The organism is Amycolatopsis sp. DG1A-15b (genome assembly GCF_030285645.1).
GTDB lineage: Bacteria > Actinomycetota > Actinomycetes > Mycobacteriales > Pseudonocardiaceae > Amycolatopsis.
Window position 1 is genome coordinate 1,673,892 of record NZ_CP127296.1, and the last position, 24,069, is coordinate 1,697,960.

Below are 24,069 nucleotides of genomic sequence, written 5' to 3' on the forward strand. Positions count from 1 at the left end.
GGAAGATGCTATGTCGGTTGGGTTTGCGCGCACCGCGAGGTGGCGCCGTCGGTGGCGGTCGGGATTGGCCACCGCGGCAGTCGTGGCGGTCGTGGGCGGGCTGCTGACGGCGGCCACGACGCCGGCGTCGGCCGCCACTGTGGACACCGCTGCCTGGTACGTGCTGGTGAACCGCAACAGTGGCAAGGCCCTCGACGTCTACAACTTCTCCACCGCCGACGGCGGAAACGTCGTCCAGTGGACCCGCACCAACGGCAACAACCAGCAGTTCCAGTTCGTGGATTCCGGCGGCGGCTACTACCGGATCAAGGCGCGGCACTCGGGCAAGGTGATCGACGTGTCAAGCTGGTCGACGGCCGACGGCGCGGCTATCCACCAGTGGACTGACGGCAACGGCGCCAACCAGCAGTTCCGGTTGGCTGACTCCGACGGCGGCTACGTGCGCCTGGTCAACCGCAACAGCGGCAAGGCGGTCGAGGTGCAGAACGCGGCGACCAACGACGGCGCCGGCGTCGTGCAGTACAGCGACTGGGGCGGCAGCAACCAGCAGTGGCAACTCGTCCGCGTCGACGGGGGCACCGGCACGTGCGCTCTGCCGACGACGTACCGCTGGTCATCGACCGGTCCGCTGGCAACCCCGAAGGCGGGGTGGGCCTCGCTCAAGGACTTCACCAGCGTCGTCTACAACGGACAGCACGTCGTCTACGCCACGACGCACGACACCGTCGCCGGTCAGAATGGGCGCTGGGGATTGATGAGCTTCAGCCCCTTCGCGAACTGGTCCGACATGGCCACCGCCACCCAGAACACGATTCCCTTCGACGGCTTCGCGCCGACGCTGTTCTACTTCGCCCCGAAGAACATCTGGGTGCTCGCCTACATGGGCGGTTGGCCGAACGTTTTCTCCTACCGCACCTCGAGCGACCCCACCAACCCCAACGGCTGGTCCGCGCAGGAGGAGCTGTTCTCGGGCACCCTCCCGATCGGGGGTCCCCTCGACGTGACCCTGATCGGCGACGACACGAACATGTACATGTTCTTCGCCAACGACAAGGGCAACATCTACCGGTCCAGCATGCCCATCAGGAACTTCCCGAGCAGCTTCGGTTCGTCGTACACGGAGGTCATGCACGACGCGGAGGCCAACCTGTTCGAGGCGCCGGAGGTCTACAAGGTCGAGGGCCAGAACCAGTACCTCATGATCGTCGAGGCGGAGGACTGGCGCGGCCGCTTCTTCCGTTCGTTCACCGCCACCAGCCTGGACGGCACGTGGACACCGCAGGCCGACACCCAGAGCAACCCCTTCGCCGGCAAGGCCAACAGCGGCGCCACGTGGACCAACGACATCAGCCACGGCGACCTGGTGCGCACCAATCCCGACCAGACCAAGACCATCGACCCGTGCAACCTGCAGTTCCTCTACCAGGGGCGCGACCCCGGCACCGACGGCATGGACTACGGCATCCTGCCGTACCGGCCGGGCGTGCTGACACTGCAGCGTTAGTGTCCTGAGCCCGAAATTCGTCGGCAACACTTCACTCCGACCGGGTCCAGCTGGATCCGGTCGGAGTGAACTGCATCGGCCCGAAGATCGCCGAGACCATTGTCGGCCGGTTTCAACGCGCTTCTCGACGGTGACGTCGAAATCGTCGCCGTGAACCCGGACGTGGTGGTCGCCGATTCCGCGCTGGCGGAAACCGTCGAAGGTCTGCTGGCCGGGTTGGATGCACCGCCGGCGGATCGTGTCGTCCCGCTGGTTCCCGAGTGTCCCTCCTCGTGCCTGCTCCGGGAGGCGGTGGAGGCGGGCGTGCGCGGTTTCGTGGTCAGGGACGGCCCGATCGACGAAATACTCCGCGCCATCCGGGCGCTGCGGGCCCCGAGCGCCCCGGCCACCGCCGACCGCACCGCGGTCGACTTGGTGACAGTGCCGGCGGCCATGCCCCCGGCGGGTTCGGTCAGCGTGCTCCGCTCACCGCGGAACCGGCCGGTCAGCGGGTCGACGAACAGCTCCTCCCGCCGGCCGGGCGGTTCCAGCACAAAGGCGGCGGCAGGCTCGCCGCGGACGTCGGCGCTCTCCCGGACGAACGTCACCTCCGGGGCGAGCAGCAGGGCGCCGTACAGCGCGGCTCGCAGGTCCGGGGGCACCAGTCTGCTGCGGAGCACATCGGCCGCGTAGGGGAACGGACCGTGGTAGCCGCTTCGCTCCGGGCTGTCCCGCCGCAGCCGTTCGTAAAGCAGTCGCGGATCGCGGGTGACTCCGGCCAGGAACTCGGTGTTCGGCGTCTGCCACGAGCCCGGCACCGGTCCCGGCGGTTGTCCTCGCCCGGCGTAGAAGTTCCCGTACGGCGCCTGCCAGCGTCCGGTCGGCCAGTGGGCTTCCGTGCCGAACCCGTCCGCGGCGGCCTGCTCTTCGGTCCCGGAGAGCCAGACCCGGGCGCCGGTGGTCCGCCGGTCGAGCAGCCAGTCCCGTGCCGGGTCGGCCGGGACCCAGAGCTGGAGCACGTGTTCGGCCAGGTAGGCGTACCGCTTCCCGGGGGCGCCGAACATCGCCGTCCACCAGGCGTGGGTGCCGACGTACCGGTACTGGTCCGGGCCGAGAGGCTCGTCGGTCGTCTCCGGAAGTTCGTGGGTCCTTGCCGCTCGCCAAAGACCAGCGTGTCCTAAATGGACTTCGGCCGCCGGCCGCTGCGCCCTTCAAGGTCAGAACCTTCGGCTACTGGGAGGGTGCGGGAAGAGCGGCAATGAACGTCGCGGGTACAGCACGCGGACGGCGGGGCCCCAGCGACTGCTGGCGAACAGGACCACGTTCGAGCGGCCCAAGCCACCGACCCACGCAGGTTGCCCGCGGTCGAAGGCCGAAAGCGGGGGGTGGTGCCACAAGCTGGCACCACCTCGCAGCCGAGCACCACCGCCGTCGCGGTAGTGGACGACGTAGTCGAGCTTTCTACCCGGATCCGCCCCCGCGCGAGAGAAAGCCGCGAGGCAACCTCCCGGTTCCGCCACGATCACCGCCGTGACCGTCGGAGCTCGCCAGCCGGTGCGGCGGACCGAGCATCACCGTCATCAATGCCGTATAAAAAAGCAAGAATAAAAGAGCCGACATCCAAACCAGGCCGCACGCCGTCGTCCGCAGTGCCACGGCCCCCACGCGCGCCAGTTCGCGAGCCAACTCGGCCCGGCTCAGCCCCCGGGAGTCCCCACGATCACTCCGCGGCCCGGTGTCCCGCTCCATCGCCCCAGCATACGGGCACTGACAGGCTGATTGCGCCATCATCTGGCCACCTTCCGCCGACGCATTCTTTCGTCGCCCGCGGGTCTGTCAAACGAGCGGCTCTGTCCATGATTGCGTGATCGCCGCAACGAGAACTGCCCGGCCGCGACGGGTGGTCAGCCGGCGGGTGGGACGGCCACGACCTTGCCGTGGATCTCTCCCGCGGCGGCCTGCTGGTGGATCGCGGGCAGCTCGCTCAGCGGCACGCGCCGTGCGATCTCGACGTGGAGGTCGCCGCTGTCGATGAGGGCGACGAGGTGGGAGAGCGCGTCGGCGTCGGGGTGGACGAAGACCGTGGCCGCGCGCACGTTTCGTTCCTTGTCCTCGGGCGTTGTCACGGTCGGTGTCGTGGAGACGACCACTCCGCCGTCGCGGACCCGGGTGGCGAGGGCGGCGAACCCGTCCGGGCTGACCGGGGCCAGGTTGAGCAGCACATCGACGGGCTCGGTCACCGCATCGAGCACGGAGGTGGCGGTGTGGTCGATGATCTCGTCCGCGCCGGCCGCCTTCACGGTTTCGCTGCTGCGCGGGCTCGCGGTGGCGATGACGTACGCACCTGCGCGCTTGGCCAGCTGCACGGCGTACCCGCCCACCGGACCGCCGGCACCGTTGATCAGCACCCGCTGACCGGCCTTGAGTTCGCCGGCCTCGAAGAGCGCTTGTGAGGCGGTGAGCCCGACCGACGGCAGCCCGGCAGCATCGGCAAGCGGGATGCGCACCGGAGCCTTCACCAGTGCGCTGGCCGGGGCGACGACGTACTGCGCTGCCGAGCCGTCAGCGGTCATGGGGATGAACCCGACGACGTTCTCGCCCACCGTGAGACCGTCCACCCCGTCGCCGAGGGTGTCGATCGTGCCGGAGACGTCGTAGCCCGGAACGTGCGGCAGCGTCACCGGAATCGGCAGGAAGCCGGCGCGGATGCCGCCATCGGCCGGGTTGAACGCCGACCCGGCGACCTGGACGAGCACCTCGCCCGCGCCGGGGACCGGCCGGTCGGCGTCTTCGTAGCGCAGAACCTCCGGGCCGCCTGTTTCGTGGAACCGTACTGCCTTCATGGTGTCTTCCCTTTCGGCGATGTGCTTCGAAGTCGAAGCAATTGAGATCACCGTAGCACTGCTTCGAATCAGAAGAAAGTGCTTCAAGTTGGAAGCACTGAAAGGCTCGGGGCATGCCCATCACCGAGCAGGGACGTGCCGTGCTCGCGGAGGTCTTCCCCGGTCACCGCGCTGTCCTCGACGATCTGCTGTTCGCCCCGCCGTCCTGCTCGGCGGAGCCGCGACGGCGCGAATCCGGCTGGGACGGCAGTGGACCGCTGGTCCGTCAGTGGGCTGACTGCCGGCGGGTTCTCCTACGCTGCTTCCAGCTCGGCAAGCCGATCACGGATGGCGTCCGCTTCCGGATCGCTCAGCCGCACCAGGATCCGCAGTGCCTCCTCGAGGGCTTCCCGCTCGGCAGTCCGGTCGCCGATGACGCGTTGGATATCCGCTATCAGCCGATGAGTCCGGACCTGCCAGAAGAAGCTGCCGTGGCGGCGCCGATTCTGCAACGCTTCGGCATAGGAATTGAGGGCGAGGTCGGGCAGTTCCAGTTCGGCGTACACGCGTCCCAGGCATTCGAGGGTGTGGGCTTCGCCGTCGGGTTCCGTCCGAAGCGTGCGGAACTGGTCCAGCGCCCGGCGGATGAGGGCGAGGGCCTGGTCCGGCTCGCCGAACTCCAGGTGCCACCAGCCGAGGTTGCCCGTTGCCTTCGCCAGCCACACCCGGCGTCCGCACCCTTCCGCAAGGTCAAGGCTCCGCCGTGCCAGTTCGAGCCCCTCGTCGCGGTGTCCCCGGACTACCGCGATGTAACTGAGGGCGTAGCAGGTGTGGGCTTGTCCGGCGCGATCGCCGGAGTTCTCGAAGTACGCCAACGCCGGGCGGAGCTGTTCGACGGCTTCCTCGAATTGCCCGAGGCGGATGTGTGCCCGGCCGAGCAGGCGCTGCGTCATCGCGATGGCCCAGCCGTCGCCCGTACTCAGTGCGGCGAGCAATGCCGATCGCTGCGACTGCAGCAGGTCGAGCCGGTGTCCTAGCCGGTCGAGATAGGTGACGAGGGTCGTGGCCAGCCGCCACACGTAGGAGTCCGGAATCCCGTTCTGCATCGATGTCGTGGCGAGGATGCCGGCACGTTCGGCGTCCAGCCACGCCAGCGCCTCCCCGGAACTCGTGAACCGCTCGGCGAGCTCGGGGGCGCGTGGCGGCGCGAGCGGTAACGAGTCCCACGGCGAGCCCAGGTGTTCGTTCGCCGCGCAGGCCGCGTGCAGGTAGTAATCGGCCAAGCCCACGAGAGCGGCTTCGCTGGCCTTCGCGGCCCCCGCAGTCAGCTCTCGGGCGTATCGCCGAAGGAGGTCGTGCATGCGGTACCGGTCGGGGGAGAGTTTCTCGACGAGGTGCGCGCGCACCAGCTCGGTCAACGCGAGGCAGGTCGCCGCGAGGTCGACGCCGGACAACGCGGCGGCCGAACGTGAGGTGAAGTCCGCCCCCGGGTGCAGGCTCGTCATCCGGAAGACCGCCGCCGCCGTGGGCGTCAACGCCCGGTACGACCAGGAGAACACCGCCCTCACTCCCAGTCCTGGCTCACCGGTTTCCAGCCCGTCCAAGCACGAAGGATGCGCGCACAGCTGCTCGGACAACGCACTCAGCGACAACCTCTCCTCGGCGAGTCTCCCTCCGAGGATTGCGACGGCCAGCGGCAACCGGTCGGCGTAGTCGATGAACCGCGCGACCGCCGCGGGCTCGGCGGCCGTGCGCTCGGCGCCGACCATGCGGGTGAGCATGTCACTTGCCTCGTCCCACGACAGAGGTTCGAGCGCCACCCGCCGCGCGCCGAACCGGGCCACGAGGTTCGTGAGGAGGCTGCGGCTGGTCACCACGACCCGGCACGCCGAGCCGCCTGGCAGCAGTGGCTCGACCTGCCGGCTGTCACTGGCGTTGTCCAGGACGACGAGCAACCGCCGACCCGCGGTGAGGCTGCGGAACAGGGCACTCTGTCTCGGCAGGTCGCGCGGCCAGGAATCGGGGCTGAGGCCGAGAGCGTCGACGAAACCGCGAAGTGCCTCGCCGGGCAACATCGGCGACGCCGACGGGTCGGCTCCGCGGAGATCGACGTAAAGCTGCCCGTCGGGGAAGTGCTCGGACCGCAGAAGTGCCCAGTGAAAGGTCAATGCGGATTTACCGACCCCGGGCATGCCGTTGACGACGCAGGAATGAACTCCGCCGTCGCCGGTGTCCAGCAGTCCGTCCAAGGCGCCGAGCTCGCCGCTGCGCCCGACGAAGTGATCAGCACGCGGCGGAATCTGCCGGGGAACCATTTCACAGGGCGGCGCGGCTTGGTGCAGATATATGTCCCCGTTGACCGCCCGAGTCTGCACGACCGCACCGGCAACCACGCCATCGACTCGGTTGCCGCCCCGGGACTCGCTCACGGCGGTCGATACTAGCGGCGGTGGTGACCGCTGGATGCCTCCGTTCGGGCGCACCTGCTCCCGGTCAAACGCCGCCTTTGCGGCAGGAAAAACCATACGGCATCCGAGTGGCCTGAATGGACGACCCGTCAACGGCGCTTTAGCGTGTTCCATATCGAATCATTGCCGGAAATTTCCCCTCCCCGCGAAGGTCTGCACGTGATCGCGTTCGCCAGTTCGGTGTGGACGGCGAGGTCGTTCTTGATGATTCGTCGCGTGGGCATCCTTGGTGTAGATCAGCTCCGCGGCGTGCTCGACGACGCGGGCTCGGGTCGACATTAATGGGCGGGCAAGCCCAAAACAGCCAGATGTACGGAGGCACCCATGAAGGCAATCGTCGCGACGGACCAGGCCGCGGAAGCAGCCGGGATCACCCTCGCGGACCGACCGGAGCCGACGCCGGCGATCAACGACGTCGTTGTTGAAGTCCATGCCTCAGGCTTCGTCCCGGCCGAGTGGGAATGGCCCTCGACGTGGGTCGACCGCTCCGGGCACGATCGAGCCCCTGCGATCATCGGCCACGAGTTCGCCGGCGTGGTCTCCTCGCTCGGCTACGGCACGACGGGTCTCTCGCTGGGCCAGCGGGTGTTCGGGATCACCGACTGGCACCGCGACGGCACCCTGGCCGAGTCCGCGGCCGTGGAGGCACGCAACCTGGCGCCGCTGCCGGGGAACGTGGACTTCACGGTGGGGGCGAGCCTGCCGATCTCCGGCCTGACCGCGTGGCAGGGCCTGTTCCAGCACGGTCGTCTCCGGGCGGGGCAGAGCGTCCTCGCCCACGGCGCCGCCGGCGCGGTCGGGTCGGTGGTGACGCAGCTGGCCCGGGAGTTCGGCGCCTACGTCATCGGCACCGGGCGGGCGGCGGACCGCCAGGCGGCGCTCGACTTCGGCGCGAACGAGTTCCTCGACCTCGACCACGACGACCTCGGCGACATCGGCGACATCGGCGGGGTCGACCTGGTCTTCGACGTCATCGGTGGTGACATCCAACGGCGCTCGGCGAGCATCATCCGCCCCGGCGGGACGCTGGTGTCGGTGGTCGGGCCCGTCGAGGCTCGCCCGGTCGACGGTCTCGCGATCGACTTCGTCGTCGAGTCCATTCCGGGTCAGCTGGTGGAGATCGTCGACCGGGTGCGGGACGGGCGCCTCCGCACGCACATCGGAACCGTCGCGACCCTCGACGACGCCGTCCCCGCGCTGAACCCGACCGAGCGACGCAAGGGCAAGACCGTCATCCGTGTGCGGCCCTGACCGGGAGCCCGAACCCGCCGGTCCGCGACGAGTTGCCGGCGCCGCTTTCCGGCCGGGTCGACCACCGGACTGTCGGTTCTGGGCGGCGGAGCGCACAATGGTGGCCGCGGCCGAGGACATGGCCGGTGCCGAGCCGGACCGGATCGGCGCCAACGGGCGGGGCGGCGCGATGCTGCGCCGGCACGGGGAAGTGCCCGTTGACGAGGGTCTTCTTCCGGCGCCTCGATGAGCTGTTCCCGGACGGGCACCAGCGCGGACTGCCGGGGGAGCTCACCCGCGGCGCCGTCGAGCAGCTGCCGAACTCGTGGCTGCCGCCCGATCCGGGCTCCGCCGGGGCGGATCGCCCCGGCAACGGCGAGGAGGCGGGCTTGTGACCGAAGGAACCGGCCGGGTGGCGTTGGTGACCGGGGCCAGCAGCGGGATCGGCGCGGCGACGGCGCGGCTGCTCGCCGCGCGCGGAATGCGGGTGGTGGTCGATTACCTGCACAGCAGCCAGGCCGCCGAGGAGGTCGTGGCCGGGATCCAGGCGGCGGGTGGCCGGGCGATGGCCGTCCAGGCCGACGTGCGCGACGCGGCGGCGGTCCGGACCATGGTCGATCGCGTCGCGGCGGCCTGGGGCGACATCGACGTCCTGGTGCACAACGCCCTGACGCCGTACGCGATCAAGCCGTTCCGGGACATGACGTGGGAAGAACTGGGCGGCAAACTCGACGACGAGATGCGGGCCGCGTTCGTGGTGACCAAAGCCGTCGTGCCGACGATGACCGGACAGGGCTGGGGACGGCTGATCTACCTCGGCACCGGCCTGAGCCGCCAGCCCCGCGCGGACATGATCGCCCTCGGCACGGCGAAGGCCGCGCTGACGCAGTTCGCCCGGTACCTCGCCCAGGAACTGGGGCCCGCGGGCATCACGGTCAACGTCGTCGAGCCCGGCCCGGTGGCCGAAACCCGGATCTCGCACGTCCTCGACGAGGAGCAGAAGCGGCGGCAGATCGCCGCGACCCCGCTGGGTCGCCTGGCCCGCCCGGAGGACGTCGCCCGCGTGGTGGCCTTCTACGCCGGCGAGGACAGCGCCCACATGACGGGCACCACCGCCCCGGTCAACGGCGGAATGTCGATGTACTGAGGAGAAACGCTCATGCACACCGTCGATCTCGCCTACGTCGGGCGGGGCCTGCACGAGGAACTCGTCGCCTACATCGCCGACCAGGAGGACTTCTACGCCGCCGAAGGGGTCCACGTCGCCCTGCGCGACGGCTGCGACTGGAGCGAGGAGCGGCTCCGCCGCGGCGCCACCATCGGGCTCGGCCGCGTGCTGCTGTCCCGGCTGACCGGTGGCACCCCGTGGGTCGCCCTCACCGTCAACACCCACGCCCCGCTGTTCTGGTTCCTCGCCCGCGCCGGGCTCACCGACCTGACCGACCTGGCCGGCCGGCGGCTCGCGGTGCACGCGCCCCGCACGGCGCCGGGGTGCTTCGCGCGCATCGTGCTGCGCCGGGCGGGCCTCGATCCCGATCGCGACGTCGAGTGCGTGGTCCGGGCGCCCGGCGACTACGGCATGGATCTGCGTCACCTGCGCGACGGCTCCATCGACGCCGCCTTCGTCGGCAGCACCATGGCGCCGGAGGCGGTCGCCGCCGAGCAGGGCTGGCGGGTCCTGGCCTGGGTGGGCGACCACTTCCGGATCCCGACCGTGGGCGTGGCCGTCGACCCGACCCACCTGCGGCCCGACGACCCCGGCGTCCAGGCGGTCGTCCGCGCCCACCGCCGTGCCCTGCGGGTCCTCCACGACGACCCCGGCACCGCGGTGCGCTACATCCAGTCGTTCCTCGGCGGGCACACCGCCGCCGAAGCCCGGGCCCACTACGAGGCGTTCATCGCCCCGCACTTCACCACCGACGGCCAGGTCGACTTCGCCGTCGCCGACGCCGCCATCACCGCGGTCGCCACCGAACTCGCGGTTCCCGCCACCCTTGCCGGGACCGAGTTCTACCGCACCACGACCACTGCGGCCGGCCAGGGCCGGTCCTCGACGCCGGGCGGGTGACGTGCCGGCCCACACCTACAGTTCGGCACCGAGCGCGTCGAAGAGGCCGTCCCGGGTCACTCCGAGTTCGGCCAGCATTCTCGTGTCCGCGTCGCTGTCCAGGTCGATCCGGTCGGGTAGCCGCGCGGCCAGGGACTCGGCTCGGTCGGGTCCGTAGGCACGGCGGAGTACCCGGAGTGCTTCAGCCTTCGTGAGAACGGTCATCGGGCCTCGTTTCGGGACGGTGTCGTGGAGTGTCCGCGGTGTAGCCCTGCTGGCCGCCACCGGCCAAGACCATGCCACTCTACGACCTGGCACGGCTCGTGTGAACCGCCCGAGCGCTGCCGCGCCCGGCACCGGATGGCTCGCGAGGAAACCGATCCGCCACGCAATCGCCGGCTGGCCCACGCAGCTGACCCGCGGCGAAAGGCGCGTTCGACGGGCAGGGCATGATCGCCGGCCATGGCGCTGCGTCCGCTCCACCGATCTTCCTCCGGCGGCCGGGTCTGCTCACGGGCGCTGAAGGGCGCCTTCATCGCATGTGACGAGAGGAAGGGGCCCTTCAGCGACGCTCAATGCTCCTCGGACGCCGCGTCGTAGGCAGGTGGGGCGTAGGTGTGCGTGGGCCGGAGCCGGACGATCAGCCTCTGCGCGCCGGGTTCGGGCGGCACGGTCGCGCCGCCCATGTGCAGGTCGTACATCACCTGGTGGAAGGCGCCGTCCGGGTCGTCGGTCAGTTCGACGACGCCGGAGATGGCGGCGTAGGTGAACTCCCCTCCGTCCGCGGGCAAGCCGTGGACCAGCAGGCTCACCCGCGGATCCCGCTGCATGTTGCGGGTCTTGCGGCGACCCGCGATCGTGCTGAACAGCAGGTCGTCGCCGTCGGGCTTCACGAAGATCACCGAGGCCTGGGGTGAGCCGTCCGGGTTGGTGGTCGAGAGGACCGACAGGTGGGGCCCGGAGAGGATCCGGGCGGCGGTCTGCCGCGCCGCCGCAGGTGGACGGCCGTTCAGCAGGGGATCGACGAAGGCGTGTTCGGTCATGCACATATTGACTCGGCCACCACCGGAAAAGAATCGGCCGGACCGCGATTCTTTTCGGCGGGAGGGCGGGTCGACATGCGATGGGCCATGCGTGACGCGAGGATCGACCAGTTCGAGGCGGCGACCGCGCCCTACCGGAGGGAGCTGGTTCGCCCGCTGCTACCGGATGACCGGCTCGATCGGCGATGCCGAAGACGTCGTCCAGGAGACGGCGGTCACCACTTCCGTCCGGGCTGGGACCACCGCCGAGAGACCCCTACGCCGCGACCCGAATGGCCGCACTACCGCTCATAGGCCCATTAGTGCGTTGTGATCGACTACGGGTGAAGGGGGCCTGCGCGGAACTTGCGCCGGTGAGGGAACCACGGAAAGGTCGCCAGAGTCGGTACACGGGGAGCACGCAGGGGGCGCCACCACGAGGTACACCCGTGACGCGTTCGGCAGGGTCGTTTCGATCGCGGATCCGGCGGGTGGGGTCACCGAACTGGGCTGGACCGTCGAGGGCAAGCAGGCCTGGCTTCGCCAGCCCGACGGTGCCACCCAGCGGTGGCTGTACGACGGCGAAGGCAACGAAACACGTTATGTCGACGCCGCCGGGGGTGACCGTCAAGCAGCACACGCACCTCGACCTGGCTGGGGACGCCGGTCGATGTCGGGGCCGCGCTCGCGCCGCTCGAGAAGGCGGGACTGTTCGTCGAAGCGGGATTCCTCTCGCCGTATGCTGAATAGCGGCTTGCGGTGGGGCGAATTGTCTTGACTTCAAATCGAGAGTCGCCAGCTTGGCCGGTGCGCTCGGTCAGACGGTGACACCGCTCGGCGGTGGAACCATCCGTCCACGAAATCGCCATCGTCCTGGACTGGCAGTTGACGGTGCAGTGACCGGATTCCGCATCCGGCGGGTGAAGTCCGCAGGCACCCGACTGCCTCGGGCATCACGCAGCAGCAGGGCGCGGGCGAGCCGGACGGCCGTGGCCCAGGTGGCGAGACCCGCCCAGGGCGCCACGGGTCGCGTGGTCGGACAGCGGGGTTGTGTTCTCCTGCGAGAATAGTCCACTTTGTACTGTTTCTTGGCTTGGACGTCGTGCGGGATGCCGCGGGCGAGGGTGATCCTCAGCTGCGGCTTTCTCTCGTCGACCCGCTCCCGGGTGCGTGCCCGGAATCGTCGGACAGGTGCTGTCGACCACGCAAAAGGTAAAGGTAAATTAATGTACGTGAATCACCTGTTTTGAATCCGTCGAGAAAACTTCACTCCAACGGCTGATTGGCGCAGCGTCGAGGCACGTTAGATTTTGTCTGCGGCTCCGGATTCCCGGGCAAAGCTGACTTGAGCGCCTCTTGCAGGCTGCCTGGGGGAAGGTTCCTATGCCCGGTTTGTTCGTCGGCGCGCGCAAAAGATCCGTTACCTTGCTTTCGCTCCGATTTGCCCGATTTCTCACCCTTTTCCTGAGCGTGGTCGCCCTGACGGCCGGCGTGGTTTCGCCCGTGCAGGCAATGGCGTCGCCCGCCGCGAGGCCTGGTCCCGCGGCGGCGGCGAAACCGGCCGACTTCGGTTCGAACGCGGCGAACTCCGCGGACATCGCTGTCGACGGATGGGGTGACGCGCAGGGCTACCACCTCGAAGTCGGCCGGGAGAGCAGCGGGTTCGCCTGGCGTGAAGTCGCGCTGCTCCATCCCGCCGGTTTCGACGACTCCTCCTGGACCGGCTACCAATGCCTTTCCGGCGACGGCCGGTTCGCCGCGCTGGCGATCCTGCCCGCTTCGGCGGTGAACATCCAAGACGCCCGCGACCACGGCGCCTTCGCCTACTCCGTCGACCTCGCCTCCGGCACGGTGCACGCTCTCGCCGGCGGTGTCGGCCTGAAGTACTACTCGCCCGGCTGTGGGGCCGGGGACGTCGCCGTGTTCACCGTCGCGATCGACCAGCAGACCAAGCTGCTGAACGCGGACCTCGCAGCGGGGAAGATCACCGGCTCGGTCACCGCGTCCGGGCAGATCACCTCGGCCGTGCCCACCCGGACCGGCATCGTCGGTGCCGCGGGCAACCGTCTGGTTTCCGTGCCCGCGATGGGAAGCCCGGCCGTCATCGCATCCGTCACCGGTGCGGTGTACGACGTTCGCCCCTCGGCCGACGGCGGCGTGAGCTTCCTGCACACCGCACCCGGCACCAAGGTCGCGACCGCGGCCCACGAGCACGCCGGCGCCGTCACGACCCTCGGCACCGGTGACCTCACCCGCGTGCAGCTGTCCCAGGGCCGCGCCGGGCACGCCATCCTTTCCGGCGCCACACCGGCGGCCGATCCGGGGGTGCTGGCCGCGGCCGGCATCACGGCGGTCGGGGACACCGGTCTCGCCCGCGGGGCTTCGGCGGCATCGCTCGACGGTGACGCGCTGCTCGGGCCGGAAGCCGACGGGCAGAAAACCACATCCGCCGTGCTGGCGACGAAGACGGGCAAAGTCTTCTCGCCGGCCGTCCCGCCGAGCTCCGGCCGGGCCGCCACGGCGGTGCCCACGTATTCGGCGGCTCCGGGAAGCACGGCGCAGTCACCGCACGCGAACCGCCTGAGCCCGAAAGCCGACGCAGCTCCGGCGGCCGGAGCCGCGCCGAACACCACACAGGCGCAGTCGCCGAAGTGCGCAGTGCCGCCGCTGAACGCCAACCGCCAGGTCATGCAGCCGAACCCGGCGCAGGTCAACTGGGCGGTGCAGCTGGCCGAGCAGGGCCTGCTGACCGGCAGCGCGTACACGCGCCCGGCGAACTTCGCGAACATGGGACTCGTCGGGTACGCACCCAACAGCGACTTCCCGCTGATCCCGCTCTCGCACCCGGCCGGGGGCACGAACACCGTGCCGCGGTCGATCTTCGAGGGCATCATGGCCCAGGAATCGAACTGGTCCCAGGCTTCCTGGCACGCACCGGCCGGCACCGCGGGCGACCCGCTGATCGCCAGCTACTACGGCGCCGGCGGCGACATCGTCTCGATCAACTACGCCGCTTCCGACTGCGGCTACGGGATCAGCCAGGTCACCGACGGCATGCACATCGGCGACCACTCCCTCTCCGAGCACGGCCAGTGGAAGGTCGCGGTCGACTACCAGGAGAACATCGCCGCCGGCCTGCAGATCCTGGAGAGCACCTGGAACCAGCTCTACGCGGACGGCATCACGGCGAACAACGCCGACCCGCGGTACCTGGAGAACTGGTACTTCGCGGCCTGGGCGTACAACTCCGGCATCCAGCCGAACGCGGCCAACGGCAACACCACCGGCTGCACGCCCGGGCCGTCCTGCACCGGCCCGCACGGCACCTGGGGCCTGGGCTGGACCAACAACCCGGCCAACCTCGACTACCCGCCCAACCGCGACCCGTACCTGCAGGACACCTACGCCGACGCGGCCCACCCGGCGAGCTGGCCGTACCAGGAACGCGTGCTCGGCTGGACGGCGAGTCCGCTGATCCGCTACGGCAGCCCGGCCTACCCGAAGCCGACCTACAACGGCGGCCAGCACTGGGTGCAGCCCGCGCCGTACACCGCGATGTGCTCCCTCGCGGCCAACCAGTGCGACCCCAACGCCACCAACACGTCCAACCCCGGCGCCAGCCACTGCATGCTCGACGACTTCCAGTGCTGGTGGCACAACCCGGTGACCTGGATCCCCACCTGCGCCACGACGTGCGCGACGAGCCCGTACGCGGTGTCGGGCGGGTCCGAACCGGCGAACCCCTCGCAGAACCCGCCGACGTGCAGCCAGGACACCTCGAAGGTGCCCAGCGGTTCGATCATCGTCGACGACGAGCCGAATCGGCTCAACCTGCAGGGCTGCGGATCGGCGAACTGGTCGGACAACGGCACGTTCACCTACACCTACGGCACCAACTCGGCCGGTGATCCGATCGGCGCGATCGACACCCACCAGCTCGGCACCGGCCTCGGCGGCCGGGTCCTGTTCACCCACACCGAGAACGGCTCGAACCCGGCGCTCATCAACACCGGCGTGTGGACCCCGAACCTGCCGTCGCTGCAGTACTACAAGGTCAAGCTGCACCTGCCCGGCCTCGGCGCCCAGGCGACCAACGTCGTCTACAACATCAACCCCGGCGGCGGGGTCTCCCCGTGGAAGATCCGGGTCAACCAGGCGTGGAACTCCGAGCAGTGGGTCACCATCGGCACGTTCGCCATGCAGAACGGCGGCAACGTCACGCTGACCAACAACGGCAGTTCGGTCGACCAGGGCGGGTTCGGCTACTCCGACTTCGACGTGGCCTTCGACGCCGTCGCGTTCGTGCCGCAGGGCGGTACGCCGGGCCAGCCGATCGGCGGCCCGGTGGGCGTCATCGACGCCCCACGAGGATCCAACCCGGCGTTCATCGCCTGTGGCTGCGCGCGACGGACCGCGGGTGACCCGGTCGACACGTCCACCGGCTACTTCGGCCAGGAGTTCACCGACCTGACGACACCGGGTCGCGGCATGCCGCTCAGCTTCACCCGCAGCTACGCCGAGGGCATCGCCGATCCCAACGGCCCCAACGGATCTCTCGCCGTCGACGGGCCCTTCGGCCGCGGCTGGACGGACTCGTACAACCTCAACGCGACCACGGCCGCGAACGGCAACGTGACGATCACCCAGGAGGACGGCTCCCAGGTCGCCTTCGTCGACTCGTCAGGTACGTACACGACGGCCGTCCCGCGCTTCGACGCCGTGCTGGCGAAGAGCGGCTCCAGCTACGTCTACACCAGGCGCGGCAAGGAGATCTTCACCTTCGACGCCGCCGGTGGCCGGCTCACCGCGGAGACGGACCTCGCCGGCAGCAAGGCGAATCCGCCGTACCAGACCAGCCTGGCCTACGACGGCGGCGGCCACCTGTCGACCGTCACCGACCCGGCCGGCCGCAAGTACACGCTGACCTGGACCGGTGGCCATGTCACCGGTCTGGCCGACACCGCCGGACGCACGGTCTCGTACTCGTATGACACCAACGGCGACCTCACCGACGTCATCGACGTGGGCGGTGGGCATTCCCAGTACAGCTACAACTCCGCGCACCTGATGACCGCCATGCGCTCGCCCGGGAACTACGGTGGTGCGGCGGGCGCGGTCACGTCGATGGTCTACGACAGCGCCGAGCGCGTCACCGGCCAGACCGACCCGAACGGCCACACCACCACCTTCGGCTACCAGTCCGGGGGCCAGGTGCTGGTCACCGACCCGGCCGGCCACCAGACACTGGACACCTACCAGAACGGCCTGCTGGTCTCGGAGACCAAGGGCTACGGCACGGCCGACGCGGGCACCAGCAGCTACACCTACGACCCGGTGACGCTGGGCGTGACGACGGCCACCGACCCCGACGGCAAGACCCGGACGTTCACCTACGACGACCACGGCAACAAGACGTCGGCGTCGAACGGGCTCGGGTCCACCACCAACTTCGCCTACGACACCAACGACGACCTGGTCGAGACGATCGACCCCAACGGCGTCGCCACGGTCACCACCTACGACCCGAACACGCTGCAGCCGGCCTCCACCACCGTTACCCAGGCCAACAACGTCGTCGAGTCCACCACCGGCAACTTCGGGCCCGCACCGACCCGCACCGCGCAGTCGTTCCACGACGACGCCGCGCACCCGGCCGACCTGACCCGGTCGGTGGACGCCAACGGCAAGACCACCACCTTGACCTACGACGCCTTCGGTGACCAGGCGACCGTCACCGACCCGGCCGGCGACAAGACCCAATACGGCTACAACACCGCCACCGGCTGGACGACCTCGGTCACGCAGGCGAGCGGCAAGACCACCACCTTCGACCGGGACCGGTTCGGCTCGGTCACCAAGACCACCGACCCGCTCGGGCACGTGACCTCGGCGACCTATGACGCCGACGGGAACAAGACGTCCACAACGGACGGCAACGGCCGGGTCACCGGCTACGCCTACGACCCGGCCGGCCAGCTGGTGAAGGTCACCCAGGCCGACAACACCACGCAGGTCGCCGACTACAACCCCGACGGCACCGTTTCCGGCTTCACCGACGGCCTCGGCGGCAAGACCGGCTACGGCTACGACGGCCAGGGGCGCCGCACCGCGCGCACCGACCCCGACAACCGGTCCACCACAACGCATCTGGACGCGGCAGGCCGGATCTCCTCGGTGACCGACGCCGCCGGTCGCAGTACCGGCTTCGGCTACGACGACGCCGGCCGGCCCACCTCGGAGACCTTCTCCGACGGCGTGACGCCGAACATCGGCTACACCTACGACCAGGCCGGGCAGCGGCTGTCCATGACCGACGGCACCGGTAAGTCGACCTGGGCGTACGACACCTTCGGCGAGATCGTGGCGCAGACGCAGGGCTCCGGCGCGAGCGTGTCGTTCGGCTACGACAGTGCCGGCAACCAGACGTCGATCACCTATCCCGGCCACACCACGCCGGTGGCCCGGACGTTCGACGACGCCGAGCGGCTGAAGACCGTCACCGACTGGAACGGCAACACGACCACCTTCGGCTACAGCCCGGACGGCCAGGTCGCGAGCACCGCCTACCCGGACGGCGTCACCGTCACGAACTCCTATGACGACAACGACCTGCTGACCGGGACCACGGCCGGTCCGGCGCTGTCGGCGAGCTACGGGCGGGACCCGGCCGGCCAGGCCTCGTCCCGCACGGTCTCAGGGGTGACGCAGAACTTCGGCTACTCACCGCGGGAGCAGCTCACCTCGGCCGGGTCGACCGGATTCGCCTACGACGCCGCCAACAACCCGGTCACCGTCGGCGGGACGACCCAGACCTTCGACGCGGCCGGCCAGCTCACCGGCGACATGTTCGACGTGCTGGGGGAGCGGACCAAGGCCGGTACCACGACGTACGGCTACAACCAGGCCGGCCAGCTCACGTCGTACACCGGGGCGAACTCCGCCGCCTACGCCTACAACGGCGACGGGATGCGGACCAGCAAGACCGTCGGTGGCGCCACGACGACGTTCGTGTGGGACAGCGCCCCGACGCAGAATCTCCTGTCCGACGGCGTGAACAGCTACCTGTACGGGCCGGGTGGGCTGCCCATCGAGCAGATCGGCGCCGCGAGTTTCTGGTTCGTGCACGACCAGGTCGGCTCCACCATCGGGCTGCTCGACTCGGCCGGCGCGGTGGCCGCGACCTACTCCTACAGTCCGTACGGGACGGTCACGGCGACCGGCAGCGCCGGCACCCCGCTGCGCTACACCGGCCAGTACACCGACGCCGAGTCGGGTCTGGTGTACCTGCGAGCCCGCTACTACGACCCCGCGACGGCGCTGTTCCTGACGCTGGATCCGATGGTCGACACCACCCGGGCGCCGTACGCCTACGCCGGCGACAACCCGGTCAACTACACCGACCCCACCGGCAAGTGCAGCTTCTGGAGCTGCCTCGGCGAGGGGTTGATGGTCGCCGGCATCGCCGCGGCGGCGGTCGGCTGCGCCGTGCTGGAGCCGTGCGGCGGCCTGGCGCTGGCCGGGGCCGGGGCCGTGTCGGCGGGCGCGGGCATGACCATGTTCGGGATCGGTGCCGTGTCGGCGGCGGCGGGCGCGGCGATGGTGACCTCCGGGGGTTCCGGGCCGCACTGGGACTTCGACGATTCGGGTGACGGAGACGCCGGTCCGTCCAAGCAGCAGCAGTCACAGGACCACGCGCATCAGCCGGAAAACATGGACCACGTGTTCCGGCCGAAGCGCAACGACCACAAGCTGGGGCCGTTGGTCGACAGCTGCGGCAGCGAGGACCAGGCGATGACCGACATGATCGACAGCATCGGTGACGTGCCGGACGGCATCTACGGCAAGGGAAACGAGATCGAGCGTATGGTGAACGGACACTTGGTGCACATCAGGGGCAGGATGATGGACGGCGTCTTCAAGATCTCAACGGCTTACACCCCATGACCTCGGGTGAACGGGAAGCGGCCCGGCTGGAAGACCTCCTCCGGGCCGACCCCGCGAACACCTCGGCGGCGCTGGACCTGGCGCAGTTGTCCTTGTTGCCGCTGCGGGACGACGAGGAGGCGGACCGGCTCGCGCTGGACGTGCTGGCCCGCGAGCCCGGCCACCCGCGCGCTGTGCTGCTGCACAGCTACGTCTGCCTGCACTACTGGCTCCTCGACGAGAACATCGCCGAGGCGGCGGCCATGCTTGCCGAGGTGATCGACCGAGGCGAGGAGCTGGGTGCGGCCCCGATGCTGCTCGACCAGGCCCGCCGCCGGCTGGACCCGAAACTGCCGCCCGACATCGCCCTGCTGCGGCTCTCGGTGTCGGCGGAGCCGGGTTGGGTGTTGAACCACCAGAGGCTGGCCTGGGCACTGCACGCGGCCGGAGACGACGCCGGCGCACGCCGGGAGTACGAAACGGCGACGGCGAGCGTCCTGGACGCGAGCGTCGAACTGGACCCCGTGACGGAGTCGTTCCACGACTGCTTCACCGGTCGCACGGTCACTGTGGATTGGCTGATCAAGGATCGCGAGCGCGTGTTGGGGCGGTGAACCGCCCGGAGGGGCAACTCGGCAAGCCACCGATAGCCGAAGAGTGTGCCCCATCAGCGCGGTACGAGCTGCGTCGCGTTCACGAGGGAGCACGGAGTTGCGCGCGGGCGCGATAGGGTGGCTCATGCCCCTGAGCAGGTACGAAGTCAGAGCTTCGATCGCCGTGTCCGACATTCACCGGGCGACCGCGTTCTACGAAGGCAAGCTCGGCCTGCGGGCGCTGCAGTCCGGCCCCAGCGCCCACGTCGCCGACGGCAGTCGAACCTACGGATCCGGTGGCGGACCGGCCCTGAACGTGTACCAGTCCGCTACCGCCGGGAAGAGCCCGGCCACCCTGGCGACCTGGTACGTCGACGACCTCGACAAGATCGTTGACGAACTCACCTCGACCGGCGTCGAGTTCACTCGCTATGACCAGCTCGAACACGACGCGAAGGGCATCACTGCCCGGGCCGGCGGTGGCCGTATCGCGTGGTTCCAGGACCCGGACGGCAACACCTTCGCCATCGAAGCCGACGTCTGAGAGGGCATGACCTCTGGCCGATCCCATTGGGTCGAGCCCGCGGCAAGATTCCGGCGGCAATCACACCAATCGCCCTGCGGGCAAGCTCGTCGCCCCGGCGACGGAGGGCCCTTGATCGTGTCGCGGGCACGAACAGCTACCGATCGGCGTCTCAGACACACTGCCGACGACCTCGTAGCCGACGGCGGTGGAGAACGCCGGCAACCGTTCGAGATCGGTCACACGCAGTCCGATGCGCACGGATTTCTTTCGCCGTACCTCCATCGCACCCACAACAGCCAGCGGCCGAGAGGTGGCAACCGAACGGCGGGTTCGCGCGTGAGGGAGGCATGGAGACGGAACCGCAGACCGACGAGGGGTCGCTGGAGGTCGTGCGCCGTCGGGACCTCGGCGTGGCAGCCCGGTGGCAGGGGATCTGTGCGCTCGTGGCCGACCTGGCGCTGCACCTCACGGTGGCCCTCCTGGTCGCGTCGCGGCTGGACCTCCCGTTCCTGTTCACGGCCGTCGCGGCGTACTCGGTGGTGTCGTTCGTCCACCGGGTCCCGCTGCAGTCGTGGTGGGGCACCACGACCGGCCGGGCACTCTTCGGCCTGCGCTGCGTGGTCGAGGCCACCGGAGGGAAGGCAACGCTCGGCATGCTGCTCAAGGAATGGTTGCTGACGTCATGCTGGTTCGTGATCGTCGCCGTGCTTCCCGTGGTCGACGCGATTCCGAATTAGAGAGGATGTTCGGAGCCGATCTCGGAACAGGACTTGGTGACGCGCGCGCTCAGGTGAGGGATACCCGGGCCAGAGCCGGTGTTGTCGGCTGCGGGGACCCTGTTGCGGGTTCGGTGGTGATGCCGATGCGGTCGACGTCGGCGGGGAGCGCTGCGGTGACGGTGCCGGATCCGGTGTGCAGCAGTCCGGCGGACTGTGCGCCTCGTGGGCCGATGAGCCACACCTGGTAGGCGTGACCGGCCTCGAGCGCGGGCAGTGCCTGCGCGATGACGACGGCTTCGCCACGTTGCCGGGAGAAGCTCACCGCCACCGAACCGCCCGCGGTACCGCTCGCGCGAACCGTGAACACGTCTGGTGCCGGCTCGGCGATCTGCGTAACGGGCGCCGGATTCGACTGGAGGACGCCGATGCCGATCCCGCCGGTGACCAGCGCGGCCGCGGCGGCGACGGCCGCCAGGGCGATGGTCGCGCGCCTGCGCCACGGCCGGTGCTTCTGCGGCCGGAACGTGCTCACCGGCGGGAGCTGCCTGGTTTCGGCGATCTCGCTGAGGACCCGGCTGCGCAGCCGGGTGCCGGGGGAAGCGGCCACCGCGAGGGCGAGCTTCGCGGCGGTCGCGTGGAATTCGGCGACTTCGCCGGCGCAGACCGGGCATTCGGCCAGGTGGCGGGTGAACGCGGCTCGTTCGAGGTCGGTGACCGCGTCGAGGGCGTACGCACCGGTCAGGGTGTGGACGTCGGCGGTGGTCATCGGGTCGCTCCCAACGCGTCCCGCAGGCGGATCATGCCGTCGCGCATGCGGGTTTTGACGGTACCGATGGCGACGCCGAGCTTTTCGGCGACTTCGCGGCAGGTGAGCCCGTGGAAGTAGGCGAGCTGGATGGATTCGCGCTGCAGGTCGGTCAGCGCGGACATGGCCGCCCGGACCTGCTGTCGTTCCTCTGTGGACAGTGCGGTCTCGACGACGTCGTCGAACGGTTGCCGCACGTCGAGCAGGTCGACGCGGTCCTCGCGGTCACGGGCGGACTGCTCGGCGCGGACCCGGTCGATGGCCCGGCGGTGCGCGATCGTCAGCGCCCAGGTGATGACCTTCGCGCGGGCGGGGTCGAACTGTGCGGCCTTGCGCCAGATCTCGAGCAGCACTTCCTGGGTGACTTCTTCGGCGTGGGCGCGGGAGCGCAGCACCTGCAGCACGGTCCCGAAGACCGGACCGGCGAGCCGGTCGTAGAGCGCGGCGAACGCGTGCTCGTCGCCGAGAGCGACGCGCCCGAGAAGTTCCTCGGAAGTGAATGACACGTCGGGTGGGGGTCGAAGGGCGGTTAGGGTGGCGCGCGCGGCGGCCATGGCTGGTCCTTCCCGGCCGGAGCCGAGGCTGCGCCCGCAGCGAATCGGATTCCACTGACGAGCAAGCTGATACCGCTGATTCGTCGCGTCGCCCGCCGCGTATTGGTCCGGTTGTCCGGGGTGGCCGGCCGTCACCCTTCCGGGCGGTCTCGGATGTCGTTGCGGTCACCGGACCCATCGCATGCCCCCTCGGCGCCGAATGACGGGCATGACCGCGACCAAGGTGACGTCCCCGTCCGACCGCCCTGCTCCGCCGCAGCGAACGCGGCTGCGGTTCTTCGCGGCCGCGTTCACCGGGGTGCTCGCCTTGGCTGCCGCGCTGGCGGCCGGGCACCTGGTGGCGGGGTTCATCAGTATCAACGCCTCGCCCTACCTCGCGGTGGGCAACGGCGCGATCGATTTGACCCCGATCGAGCTGAAGGACTTCGCTGTCCGCACCTTCGGCACCTACGACAAGCTGGTGCTGCTGGGCAGCATGGCCGTGGTGATGGTGCTGGCCGCGGCGCTCGCGGGTGTCCTATCGCGACGGTCTGCCGTCCCCGGGACGGTGGTTGTGGCACTGTTCGGTCTCATCGGCGCGTTCGCGGTGCACCAGCGCCCGGACCTGATGTCCGTGGCACTGCTGGCCCCGATCGCCAGCTTGATCGTGGGCATCGCGGTGTTCCTGCTGCTGCACCGCATCGCGCCGCGGGTGTGGCGGGAGCCGGATTCGCCGGAGAAGTCCGGGACGTCCAGGCGGGCGTTCCTGCTCGGCGGCGCCGGGGTGGTCGTCGGTGCCGGCGCCGCCGGACTGGGCGGCCAGCTGATCAGCTCGTCCCGCGACGCCACCGCGTCCCGGGACGCGGTCGGCAAGCTGATCCCGGCGCGCACCGCGCCGACGATCCCGGCCGACGCGGACTTCGCGAAGCTCGGCACGCCGCCATTCCTCACCGTGAACGACAAGTTCTACCGCGTCGACACCGCGTTGTCGGTGCCGCAGGTGCGCACCGAGGACTGGAGCCTGCGCCTGCACGGCATGGTCGACCGCGAAGTCCGCTACAGCTACCGCGACATCCGCGACCGGCCGCTGGTCGAGCGCACCGTCACCATGACGTGCGTGTCCAACGAGGTCGGTGGCGACTACGTGTCGACCTCGAACTTCATCGGCGTCGACCTGGCCGACCTGCTCGCGGAAGCCGGCGTGCGACCCGGTGCCGAGCAGCTGTTCTGCACCAGCGTGGACGGCTGGACCTCGGGCACGCCGGTCGCGGCGGCGCAGGACCGCGGCCGGGGTGCGATGCTGGCCATCGGGATGAACGGCGAACCGCTGCCACTGGAGCACGGATTCCCGGCCCGGCTGGTCACACCCGGGCTGTTCGGGTACGTGTCGGCGACGAAGTGGGTCGTGGACATCGAAGTCACGACGTGGGCGGCCCGTCAGGCGTACTGGCTCAAGCGCGGCTGGAGCCGGGAAGCCCCGATCAAGACCGAGTCGCGGATCGACTCCCACCGCGGCTTCGCCAACGTTGCCAAGGGGAAGGTGCGCGTCGCCGGAGTCGCGTGGGCGCAGCACACCGGAATCGAGAAGGTCGAGGTCCGCGTCGACCAAGGTCCCTGGCAGGACACCACATTGTCGCAGGAGGTCAACCTCGACACGTGGCGGATGTGGTGGACCGAGGTCGAGCTGCCCGCCGGCGTGCACCAGGTGTTCTGCCGCGCCACCGACAAATCCGGCTACACCCAGACCGACATGCGGGCGGGCACCGTCCCCGACGGTGCGACCGGCTGGCACAACGTCACCTTCACGGCCGCCTGAGAATCTTTTCCGCACCACCAATCCGGCCCGTTCAGGGTCCCGAATACCCACTAACACAGGCGATTTGGTCGCCTCAGCCGCG

17 protein-coding genes are annotated in these 24,069 nt (G+C 69.6%); 10 read left to right on the forward strand and 7 right to left on the reverse strand.

Translation table 11 applies throughout. The features are described 5' to 3' along the window. The first annotated feature begins 10 nt into the window (after positions 1-10). Positions 11-1,504 (forward strand): non-reducing end alpha-L-arabinofuranosidase family hydrolase, encoded by a 1,494-nt coding sequence (locus QRY02_RS07815; RefSeq protein ID WP_285990824.1) that lies wholly within the window; start codon positions 11-13, stop codon positions 1,502-1,504. On the opposite strand, the gene QRY02_RS07820 is transcribed toward QRY02_RS07815, so the two are convergent. From QRY02_RS07820 to QRY02_RS07830, 3 genes are all read right to left on the reverse strand, one after another. Beyond that, on the reverse strand, positions 1,501-2,547 hold the full coding sequence (locus QRY02_RS07820) for a hypothetical protein (protein WP_285990825.1): 1,047 nt from the start codon (positions 2,545-2,547) through the stop codon (positions 1,501-1,503). The genes QRY02_RS07815 and QRY02_RS07820 overlap by 4 nt on opposite strands. Before the next feature lie 840 nt (positions 2,548-3,387). Continuing rightward, the gene (locus QRY02_RS07825; protein ID WP_285990826.1) at positions 3,388-4,326 is read right to left on the reverse strand and encodes an NADP-dependent oxidoreductase; all 939 of its coding nucleotides are present in this window, start codon (positions 4,324-4,326) and stop codon (positions 3,388-3,390) included. A gap of 293 nt (positions 4,327-4,619) precedes the next feature. Next, complete coding sequence (locus QRY02_RS07830; RefSeq protein WP_285990827.1) at positions 4,620-6,734, reverse strand: tetratricopeptide repeat protein; 2,115 nt, start codon at positions 6,732-6,734, stop codon at positions 4,620-4,622. Positions 6,735-7,097: 363 nt separating this feature from the next. Between QRY02_RS07830 and QRY02_RS07835 the strand changes: the two genes are divergently transcribed. The 4 genes from QRY02_RS07835 to QRY02_RS07850 all read left to right on the forward strand — a co-directional run bounded on the left by QRY02_RS07835 (position 7,098) and on the right by QRY02_RS07850 (position 10,071). Continuing rightward, entirely contained in the window at positions 7,098-8,024 is a 927-nt protein-coding gene (locus QRY02_RS07835) for an NADP-dependent oxidoreductase (RefSeq protein ID WP_285990828.1), read from the forward strand. Positions 8,025-8,221: 197 nt separating this feature from the next. After that, positions 8,222-8,398, forward strand: coding sequence for a hypothetical protein (locus QRY02_RS07840; RefSeq protein ID WP_285990829.1), 177 nt, complete (start codon positions 8,222-8,224; stop codon positions 8,396-8,398). After that, positions 8,395-9,150 carry an SDR family NAD(P)-dependent oxidoreductase gene (locus QRY02_RS07845; protein WP_285990830.1) on the forward strand — a complete coding sequence of 252 codons (756 nt, stop codon included), beginning with the start codon at positions 8,395-8,397 and terminating at the stop codon, positions 9,148-9,150. The genes QRY02_RS07840 and QRY02_RS07845 overlap by 4 nt, the downstream gene beginning before the upstream one ends. A 12-nt stretch (positions 9,151-9,162) precedes the next feature. After that, on the forward strand, positions 9,163-10,071 hold the full coding sequence (locus tag QRY02_RS07850) for an ABC transporter substrate-binding protein (protein WP_285990831.1): 909 nt from the start codon (positions 9,163-9,165) through the stop codon (positions 10,069-10,071). A gap of 15 nt (positions 10,072-10,086) precedes the next feature. On the opposite strand, the gene QRY02_RS07855 is transcribed toward QRY02_RS07850, so the two are convergent. Together QRY02_RS07855 and QRY02_RS07860 are read right to left on the reverse strand one after the other, a co-directional pair. After that, entirely contained in the window at positions 10,087-10,275 is a 189-nt protein-coding gene (locus tag QRY02_RS07855) for a hypothetical protein (protein WP_285990832.1), read from the reverse strand. 347 nt (positions 10,276-10,622) lie between these two features. Next, positions 10,623-11,093, reverse strand: a complete 471-nt coding sequence (locus QRY02_RS07860) for a PPOX class F420-dependent oxidoreductase (RefSeq protein WP_285990833.1) — start codon at positions 11,091-11,093, stop codon at positions 10,623-10,625. 1,449 nt (positions 11,094-12,542) lie between these two features. On the opposite strand from QRY02_RS07860, the gene QRY02_RS07870 reads away from it, so the two are divergent. The 4 genes from QRY02_RS07870 to QRY02_RS07885 all read left to right on the forward strand — a co-directional run bounded on the left by QRY02_RS07870 (position 12,543) and on the right by QRY02_RS07885 (position 20,851). Next, positions 12,543-19,016 carry an RHS repeat-associated core domain-containing protein gene (locus QRY02_RS07870; RefSeq protein WP_285990834.1) on the forward strand — a complete coding sequence of 2,158 codons (6,474 nt, stop codon included), beginning with the start codon at positions 12,543-12,545 and terminating at the stop codon, positions 19,014-19,016. Continuing rightward, entirely contained in the window at positions 19,013-19,609 is a 597-nt protein-coding gene (locus QRY02_RS07875; protein ID WP_285990835.1) for a hypothetical protein, read from the forward strand. Before QRY02_RS07870 ends, QRY02_RS07875 begins: the two co-directional genes overlap by 4 nt. 163 nt (positions 19,610-19,772) lie before the next feature. After that, complete coding sequence (locus tag QRY02_RS07880) at positions 19,773-20,132, forward strand: VOC family protein (protein ID WP_285990836.1); 360 nt, start codon at positions 19,773-19,775, stop codon at positions 20,130-20,132. Positions 20,133-20,461: 329 nt separating this feature from the next. Next, complete coding sequence (locus tag QRY02_RS07885; protein ID WP_285990837.1) at positions 20,462-20,851, forward strand: RDD family protein; 390 nt, start codon at positions 20,462-20,464, stop codon at positions 20,849-20,851. Positions 20,852-20,900: 49 nt separating this feature from the next. On the opposite strand, the gene QRY02_RS07890 is transcribed toward QRY02_RS07885, so the two are convergent. Both QRY02_RS07890 and sigK read right to left on the reverse strand, forming a co-directional pair. Beyond that, the gene (locus QRY02_RS07890) at positions 20,901-21,599 is read right to left on the reverse strand and encodes an anti-sigma factor (protein WP_285990838.1); all 699 of its coding nucleotides are present in this window, start codon (positions 21,597-21,599) and stop codon (positions 20,901-20,903) included. After that, complete coding sequence (sigK, locus tag QRY02_RS07895; RefSeq protein WP_285990839.1) at positions 21,596-22,192, reverse strand: ECF RNA polymerase sigma factor SigK; 597 nt, start codon at positions 22,190-22,192, stop codon at positions 21,596-21,598. Before sigK ends, QRY02_RS07890 begins: the two co-directional genes overlap by 4 nt. Positions 22,193-22,400: 208 nt before the next feature. Here sigK and QRY02_RS07900 point away from each other — a divergent pair, with 208 nt between their 5' ends. After that, positions 22,401-23,987, forward strand: coding sequence for a molybdopterin-dependent oxidoreductase (locus QRY02_RS07900; RefSeq protein WP_285990840.1), 1,587 nt, complete (start codon positions 22,401-22,403; stop codon positions 23,985-23,987). Positions 23,988-24,069 lie beyond the last annotated feature (82 nt).